Genomic DNA, 7,602 nt, shown 5'->3' on the forward strand with positions numbered 1-7,602 from the left:
ACGTAACAGATTGTTGCAGTTAGCAAGGTAGGAATCATCAAGACGCCGAACCAACCTACATAGAGGCGGTTGTCGGTTGATGTTACCCAGTTGCAGAACTGCGACCAGATATTAGCACTTTCGCGCTGTTGTAAGGTTGCTGTCATGTGTTTATGATTGCTATTGGTTTTTCAATGTTCGGATGATGTCTCTATTATTAACGGTATCGTTAAGGTTTGTAAAGGCCTGTAGCGACAGTTAAACTGATGAAGGTGATAAGGAAAGCTGATGAGCGTTACTGCGAGGCGAAAACACATCACGCGGCAATCTTCGGCGAATCCTACCTCTTAACGCGGAACGGGTGGTAGCGGAGGTTGGGAAGGCACAGGAGGTGGAGCGATCGCAGGTGCAGGAGCCGGAGTGCGAGCAGGCGCAGAACTGAACTGCTGGAGTTGCTGCGGGGTGAGCGATCGCAAAATTCTCAGTCCCAGAGTGTTTCGGGAGATGCTTAGAGCGTAGTTCGGCTCTAAATACGGGCGGAAATTTGATTTGTTGTTCAAATAGGTTTCCATGAAAGCTACGCTGAGTCCGTTGACGTAGCGGCGGGCTAAAGCTGGTTCGGGCCCGATGACCTCTGGTGGTGGCAGAAAGACGGTTTGAGGGGAGTCCTCGATCGTGGAAAAGTGAGTCCCGTTGTTCATCAATACCAGATATTTGTTGGGTGATGTCAGCCAAGTAAACGGTTGAATCTGTTCCAGCAAGGCGGGGGCGACGGTATCGGCGCTGCCTCCGACTACCATGACTGGGATTTGGATTTTGCTGAGGTTTGTTTCTCCGAGAATGCTGCTAACGATCGGGTTGATGGCGATCGCAGCTTTGACGCGCGGATCGCGGAAATTGTACTGGTTGCGATCTAGGCTGCGGGCGCGGCACTGCAACAGCAGCGAGAGGTTCCAAGTTTTGTTTTCGAGCTGGCAGTCTTTGTCTAGCTGTGCAAAATTAATCCCCGCCCCGGCTAATGTTAAAGCTGTATAGCCGCCGAAAGACTGGCCGATGATGCCGACTCGCTGCAAGTCGAGCAGCCCTCGGTAGGCCGGATCGGTTGTAGAAAGTTTGGTTAAATAATCGAGCAAATCTTTGATGTCTAAGGGGCGGTTGATAAATTCTGCTGGTTCTGCTACTTCGTTGGCTCTGCCTGTTACTAAGTCTTGGATTTGTTGGGCGTTGCTGCCGGGGTGTTCGGGGACGGCGACGGCAAAGCCGTAGGAGGCTAGGTGTTTGGCTAAATACTCGAAGGAAAGGCGATCGGAACCTAAACCGTGGGAAATTACTACTACTGGGGCCGGTCGCGGGCTGCCCTGCGGCAGGTAAATGTCCATATCAAAGGTACGATCGCGATTTGGACTCGTTAGAGTTACCGATGATTTTTTCCAAGTGTAGGGGCCAGGTAGCTGGGGCTGCAACAGTTCGGCTGGCGGTATCGCTGGCTCAGAGGCTGCTTCTGCTTCCGACAACTGGGCGATTCCGGCGATCGTCCGATTGGAACGGTTGATCAGCGATGTCAGCTCGTTGGCGATAGCCAAACCCCGCGCGATGTCAATCCTGATGCCGTAAGTGGGGAATTTTTGCAGCACGTTGAGAATTGTCAGCCCTTCTGGATCTGAGGCTGCTAAAATTAGGGCCGCTCGGATGGCATAAAATCCGGGCTGCCGAGCTTTGGTTTGAATTACTCGCCCCAATCGTTCCAGCAGCACTTCTCCTTGAGGCGTGTAGAGGAATTGGGCGATCGTCACATGGCTGATTTCTGCTTTCGCTTGCAGGCCGCTGCGAATCTCCGCTAGCTGTGTTTTTTTGGCGTACTGAGCGAAGCCGTCCAAGTTTGAGTCTATTTTGCCTTCTTTGGCGAATAGTGCCAAAGATTCGATGGGAACTGATTCTTCTAGCGGCCCGTAAGTTACGTAGATTCGCTGGGCTCCTAAAGCCGGTGCAGCAGTGCAAACAGCCGTGAATGCAAACAATCCTAGGTATTTTGGGGCGATCGACCGCCGAGCGCGAATGACCGCAGTGGAGAGACTCGGAAACAGACAGTTCATAACTTTAACACCTAGGACTTCTAATAATTAGTCGGTGAAACGATGTAAATTGTTTCACTAATATTTAATACCAAAAAATCGATCTTTTACTTGGGAAATTAGGTTATCGTGGGAAGTATAGCCAAAAGAGCAATTTTGTTACGTAACAAGACTAGCTGAACTTTAAAATTCAACACCGAGGGGTGAGTGGATTTGAGAGTTGAGAGTGGAGAGTTGAGATTTGAGATTTACTCGGCAGATGAATCTGGAAGCTGAAACTAGGGTCTAAAACTTGGGGAGCATCTACGACTTAAGCCGGCGCTTGTATCCGTCTTTGGGCGAGGGGTCAAACCTACTCCAATGCCCATTGATTATGTTTTCAGCTATCCAAGATATTTGCGATCGAGTTTGCAACTATAGCCTGAGTGAGAGAATCTATCATGTTCAATGCAACTGCCATCCTGATTGACGCTTTTGTGCAAGAGCTACAGGCCGGCTACCGCCGCACCTACGGCAAGTACAAACCTGATTACCCTGAAATTATCGCCTGGGCGGGGACTATGGCTCTGGAAAACATCGCTAACTGCGATGCTCTTTACCACAATGTGGAACACACCATGCTCGTGGCCCTGGTAGGACAAGAGATTCTCCGGGGCAAGCATATTCGCGAAGGGGGTGTGTCACCGGAAGATTGGCTGCACTACCTGATCTCGCTACTGTGCCACGATATCGGCTACGTGAAAGGTGTTTGCCGCCAAGACCAAGAAGCTGTGGGACTCTACGCTACTGGTATTGATGGGGGCATGGTTTCTGTGGCGATCGGCGCCACTTCTGCCAGTTTAACTCCTTACCATGTCGATCGAGGAAAACTCGTAATCGACGAACGCTTCGGCGGCCACACATTAATTGATGCCGAACAAATTAAGCGCAATATTGAATTGACACGCTTCCCAGTTCCTGCTAGCGAAACCCATCAAGACAGAAACAACTATTCTGGACTCGCCAGGGCCGCCGATTTGATCGGTCAGTTGAGTGACCCCAATTATCTCCGCAAAATCAGCGCCCTATTCTACGAATTTGAGGAAGTCGGCACCAATAAAATCTTGGGCTACAAGTCTCCGGGAGACTTGCGGCAAAATTACGCCAAGTTTTATTGGAACGGAGTTTTCCCCTACATTCCAGCAGCTTTGAACTACTTGGAATTGACCCAGGGTGGCAAACAAATTATTGCCAACCTCTACGCTAACGTATTTCAAGTAGAACACGCTGAACCGCTCGCTTTTAACAAGACGAACGCTCAAGAATTCATCAAATCCCGCGTCAAAGGCAACTTGAATAGCGAAAAAGATGGTGACAATCTTCAAGCTTCCATGTCAGGAGATCACAAGAAGTTTAGCGATTTTTCTGACTTGAATTTGTGAGATTTTTTTTGGCATAATTTATGATTGATAAACGCGAGTCATCATGAGAATTTTTTTAGATTTTCTACTTGCTGGCTCCTTTTTATTTGAATTATAATAACAATAATAAATCATTGTTTTTTAGGGAAAATCAGGTCATGGCAACCAACAACATTGAAGTCGTTTTCAGCTTTGATACAACCGGCAGTATGTACCCTTGCTTGACCCAAGTTCGTCGGAAAATTAAAGAGACGGTGACAAGACTGCTTGATGAAATTCCGGGCATTCGGATTGGCATTATTGCTCACGGGGACTATTGCGACGCTGGCAGCACCTATGTGACTAAACACCTCGATTTGTCAGGCGATGTCGGCAAAATTTGCAATTTTGTTGAAAATGTAGAACCCACTAGCGGTGGCGATGCTCCAGAATGTTATGAATTAGTCTTGCACGAAGCTCAATCACTTTCTTGGACTCCAACTAATTCCAAAACATTCGTACTAATTGGCGACGACATCCCGCACGCACCCGCTCAAACTCCCCAAAAACTTAACTGGCGTCAGGAAGTAGATAAGTTAGCACAGATGGGAATTGCCGTGTACGGCATCCAAGCTCTCAACCGTCCCCATGCCACTTTATTCTACAAAGAACTAGCCGAAAAATCTGGCGGTTTTCACCTCAATCTCGACCAGTTTTCCTACATCACAGATTTGTTTTTAGCAGTTTGTTACCAACAGTCGTCTAACGAACAACTACAAGCTTACGAACAAGAAGTAGTCAGTCAAGGTCGCATGAGTCGCGGATTAAACAAAATGTTTGATACCATGCTCAAGCGGGAAGGCGCTGCTGTTTATGAATCAGCAGAATTGCGAACTGTAAAATCGGGGAGATTTCAGATTCTCGAAGTAGACAATGAGATTTCGATTAAAGCTTTTGTTCTGGAGAATGGTTTGGCTTTTAAAACCGGGCGCGGGTTTTATGAATTTACTAAAACAGAAACTATCCAAGGCAAAAAAGAAATTGTGCTGATGGAACGTTCCACAGGGGATTTATTTGAAGGAGAAGCAGCGCGAGAAATGTTGGGTTTGCCAATGGGGGAGACAGCTCGTCTCAAACCGAGCAATCTAGAAAAGTATGCGGTTTTTGTGCAAAGTACCTCGGCTAATCGCAAGCTGATGGGGGGAACTCGTTTCCTTTATGAAGTTGAAGATTGGGATCGTTAATCGATTTTAAATGTCCCAGCTACAACCGCAGAGCGGCAGAGATAATGCTAAAATCTCTATGGTTTTTGTTTGTCCTACGCATCTGCGGTTAGAAAATATACACTTTTAAATTAATATGCAACCCGAAATTCAGCAGCGAGTTAAACAATTGAGGCAGCAGCTACAGGAAGCTAGCTATGCTTATTATGTTCTTGATGCGCCGATGATGGCTGATGAGGTGTACGATCGCCTTTATCGAGAGTTGCAAGAGTTAGAATCAGATTATCCTGAGTTGATTACTGCCGAAAGTCCGACTCAGCGCGTGGGAGAAAAGCCGGCTACTCAATTTTTTAGCGTCAAGCACAATATTCCTCTCTACAGTTTGGAAAATGCTTTTAATTTTGAGGAATTGACCAAATGGCAGGAACGATGGCAAAGGGTAGCAGGGGAAAATCAACAATTAACTGCTGAATATGTTTGCGAGTTAAAAATTGATGGTTCTGCTTTAGCGTTAACCTATGAAAATGGGATTTTAGTTCGCGGTGCGACGCGGGGAGATGGGATTGCGGGAGAGGATATTACTCAAAATGTTAAGACTATTCGCTCGATTCCTTTAAAACTCAATTTAGATAATCCGCCGCCTGTTGTGGAAGTGCGGGGAGAGGCTTTTTTGTCTTTGGCTGTGTTTGAGGAAATTAATCGGGAACGGGAAAAAGCGGGGGAACAATTGTTTGCTAATCCTCGGAATGCGGCGGCGGGTACGCTGCGACAGTTGGATTCTAAAATTGTGGATCAGCGGCGCTTGGATTTCTTTGCTTATACTCTGCATTTAGATGAGGGTAATGAGGAAAAGACGCAAGGCGAATCTTTGGAATTGTTGCGAATAATGGGGTTTAAGGTGAATCCCAATCGCAAAGTTTGCTATTCTTTGGATGAGGTGCGGGAGTATTACGAATATTGGGATACTGAACGGCGAAATTTGCCTTACATGACAGATGGGGTTGTTGTTAAGATTAATTCGGTTTTGTTGCAAAAACAGTTGGGTTTTACTCAGAGGTTTCCGCGTTGGGCGATCGCCCTGAAGTATCCGGCGGCCGAAGTCCCTACAATTGTAGAAGCAATAACTGTACAAGTCGGGAGAACCGGGGCTCTGACTCCTGTGGCGGAACTCAAACCTGTGCAGTTGGCTGGAACCACGGTTTCGCGCGCTTCTCTCCACAATAGCGATCGACTTTCCGAGCTAAATCTTCACATTGGCGATACTGTGATTGTCAGAAAAGCTGGGGAAATTATACCAGAAGTTGTGCGAGTTTTAGCAGAACTTCGTCCCCAAAATGCTCAACTTTTTCAAATGCCTAGCTGCTGTCCCGAATGCGCGCAGCCTGTGGTTCGGGAAAAAGGGGAGGTGGTTACTCGCTGTATCAATACGTCTTGTCCGGCAATTTTGAGGGGCTCGCTAATTCATTTTTGCAGCCGGGATGCTTTGGATATTAACGGTGTTGGGGAAAAGTTGGTGCAGCAGATGGTGGATAGCAATCTGGTGGAGTCGGCGGCGGATTTGTTCGATTTGACTGCGGAAAGGTTGATGGGTTTGGAACGCATGGGTAATAAGTTAGCAGAAAAGTTGGTAAGTGCGATCGCCCAATCGAAAAATCAACCTTATTCGCGGGTACTTTACGGCTTGGGTATCCGCCACGTCGGCAGTGTCAACGCTCAATTGCTGACAGAAAGGTTTGCAAATGTGGAAGAGTTAGCCGCAGTATCGGCGGCGGCGATTGAGGGCGTGTACGGCATCGGGCCGGAGATTGCACAATCGGTTTCTCAGTGGTTTCGAGTTCCGGCGAATCAAAGTTTAATCGCACGGTTAAAAACTGCGGGTTTGCAATTGCACTCAGAAGTTAAAAGTCAGAATTTAGCAGATATGAATTTACAATTTGCTGGCAAAACCTTTGTGCTGACGGGAACTTTGCCGACTCTGAAACGAGATGAAGCTAAAGATTTGATTGTCAAAGCTGGAGGTAAGGTCACAGGTTCTGTAAGCGCTAAAACTAATTATGTGGTTGTGGGTGAAGATGCCGGTTCTAAGTTAGAAAAGGCTCAATCTTTGGGAATTGAAATACTTTCGGAGGCTGACTTATTGGAACTTTTGGGAGGTTGAAATTGGTAATTGTCGTAAAGTGCGCCATAAGCACTTACTACTAAAGGGCATCGACAAAATTTTAGTGGCTTAGGTACAAATAGCCGAGCGCGAATTGTGCAATACCTCAAAAGGCATAGAAATCGCGCTCGCGATCGATCAATATACATACTTCCGGGGCGCTACTACCTTTTGAGGTTGCCAGTACAGACGAGTTTTGCTAAAATTTTAGATAATTTGCAAGAGCGCGCCGTCGCCCCCGGCAATTCCCAGCAAGTCGCAAAAATCAGAGGAGATACGTGATGTCGGAAATCCCAGAACAAACACCAACAAATTTGCCGCCTCCAGAAATAAGTTCCGAAACCTCTATTTCTTTGACGGACAACTTAAAAAGTAGCTTGGGAAATATCCTGAGCAGTTGGAAGATTAAAGTAGGATTAGGAGTTGCTGTACTTTTTGGAGTGTTGCTCTTGTGGTTTTATTGGCAGCACATGATTGCAGTCGCAGGTATGAAGAGTTGGGCGAGTCGATCGGGTGCTAGAGCGATCGAATGTATGGTAAGAGATACTAATAACGACCAGTATGTAAGTTGCAGCGCTCTCCTCGACCAGCAAATTGTCCCTCTCGAATGCAGTTCTAGTTTGTTAAACATCGGTTGTCGCGTCAATTATGGAACCGCAGCACCTAATGTGAAACAGGGAGGGCCAAGAGCTTCTGCTTCTTGATAATTTTTAACTCGCTTGGTAATCGGAAAAATATGATTCTGATGGCAAGAACAAATGGTGCTTCATTCAGTTGACAGTTGACAGTTG

The 7,602-nt window shown here is 46.8% G+C and carries 5 protein-coding genes and 1 pseudogene; 4 read left to right on the forward strand and 2 right to left on the reverse strand.

The genetic code is table 11. From position 1 onward, the window contains the following. Window positions 1-146: pseudogene (locus QUB66_RS27200) on the reverse strand (photosystem II q(b) protein); the annotation flags it as partial. Window positions 147-326: 180 nt separating this feature from the next. Further along, complete coding sequence (locus QUB66_RS27205; RefSeq protein ID WP_332970401.1) at window positions 327-2,072, reverse strand: alpha/beta hydrolase; 1,746 nt, start codon at window positions 2,070-2,072, stop codon at window positions 327-329. A gap of 419 nt (window positions 2,073-2,491) precedes the next feature. Here QUB66_RS27205 and QUB66_RS27210 point away from each other — a divergent pair, with 419 nt between their 5' ends. The 4 genes from QUB66_RS27210 to QUB66_RS27225 all read left to right on the forward strand — a co-directional run bounded on the left by QUB66_RS27210 (window position 2,492) and on the right by QUB66_RS27225 (window position 7,515). Next, complete coding sequence (locus tag QUB66_RS27210) at window positions 2,492-3,472, forward strand: Npun_R2479 family HD domain-containing metalloprotein (RefSeq protein ID WP_332970402.1); 981 nt, start codon at window positions 2,492-2,494, stop codon at window positions 3,470-3,472. A gap of 137 nt (window positions 3,473-3,609) precedes the next feature. Next, window positions 3,610-4,674 carry a vWA domain-containing protein gene (locus QUB66_RS27215; RefSeq protein ID WP_332970403.1) on the forward strand — a complete coding sequence of 355 codons (1,065 nt, stop codon included), beginning with the start codon at window positions 3,610-3,612 and terminating at the stop codon, window positions 4,672-4,674. A gap of 115 nt (window positions 4,675-4,789) precedes the next feature. Further along, window positions 4,790-6,811, forward strand: coding sequence for an NAD-dependent DNA ligase LigA (gene ligA / locus QUB66_RS27220; protein WP_332970404.1), 2,022 nt, complete (start codon window positions 4,790-4,792; stop codon window positions 6,809-6,811). A gap of 281 nt (window positions 6,812-7,092) precedes the next feature. Then, window positions 7,093-7,515 carry a hypothetical protein gene (locus QUB66_RS27225; RefSeq protein WP_332970405.1) on the forward strand — a complete coding sequence of 141 codons (423 nt, stop codon included), beginning with the start codon at window positions 7,093-7,095 and terminating at the stop codon, window positions 7,513-7,515. Window positions 7,516-7,602: the final 87 nt, after the last annotated feature.

This window comes from Microcoleus sp. A2-C3, from assembly GCF_036706065.1.
Classification (GTDB): domain Bacteria; phylum Cyanobacteriota; class Cyanobacteriia; order Cyanobacteriales; family Microcoleaceae; genus Microcoleus.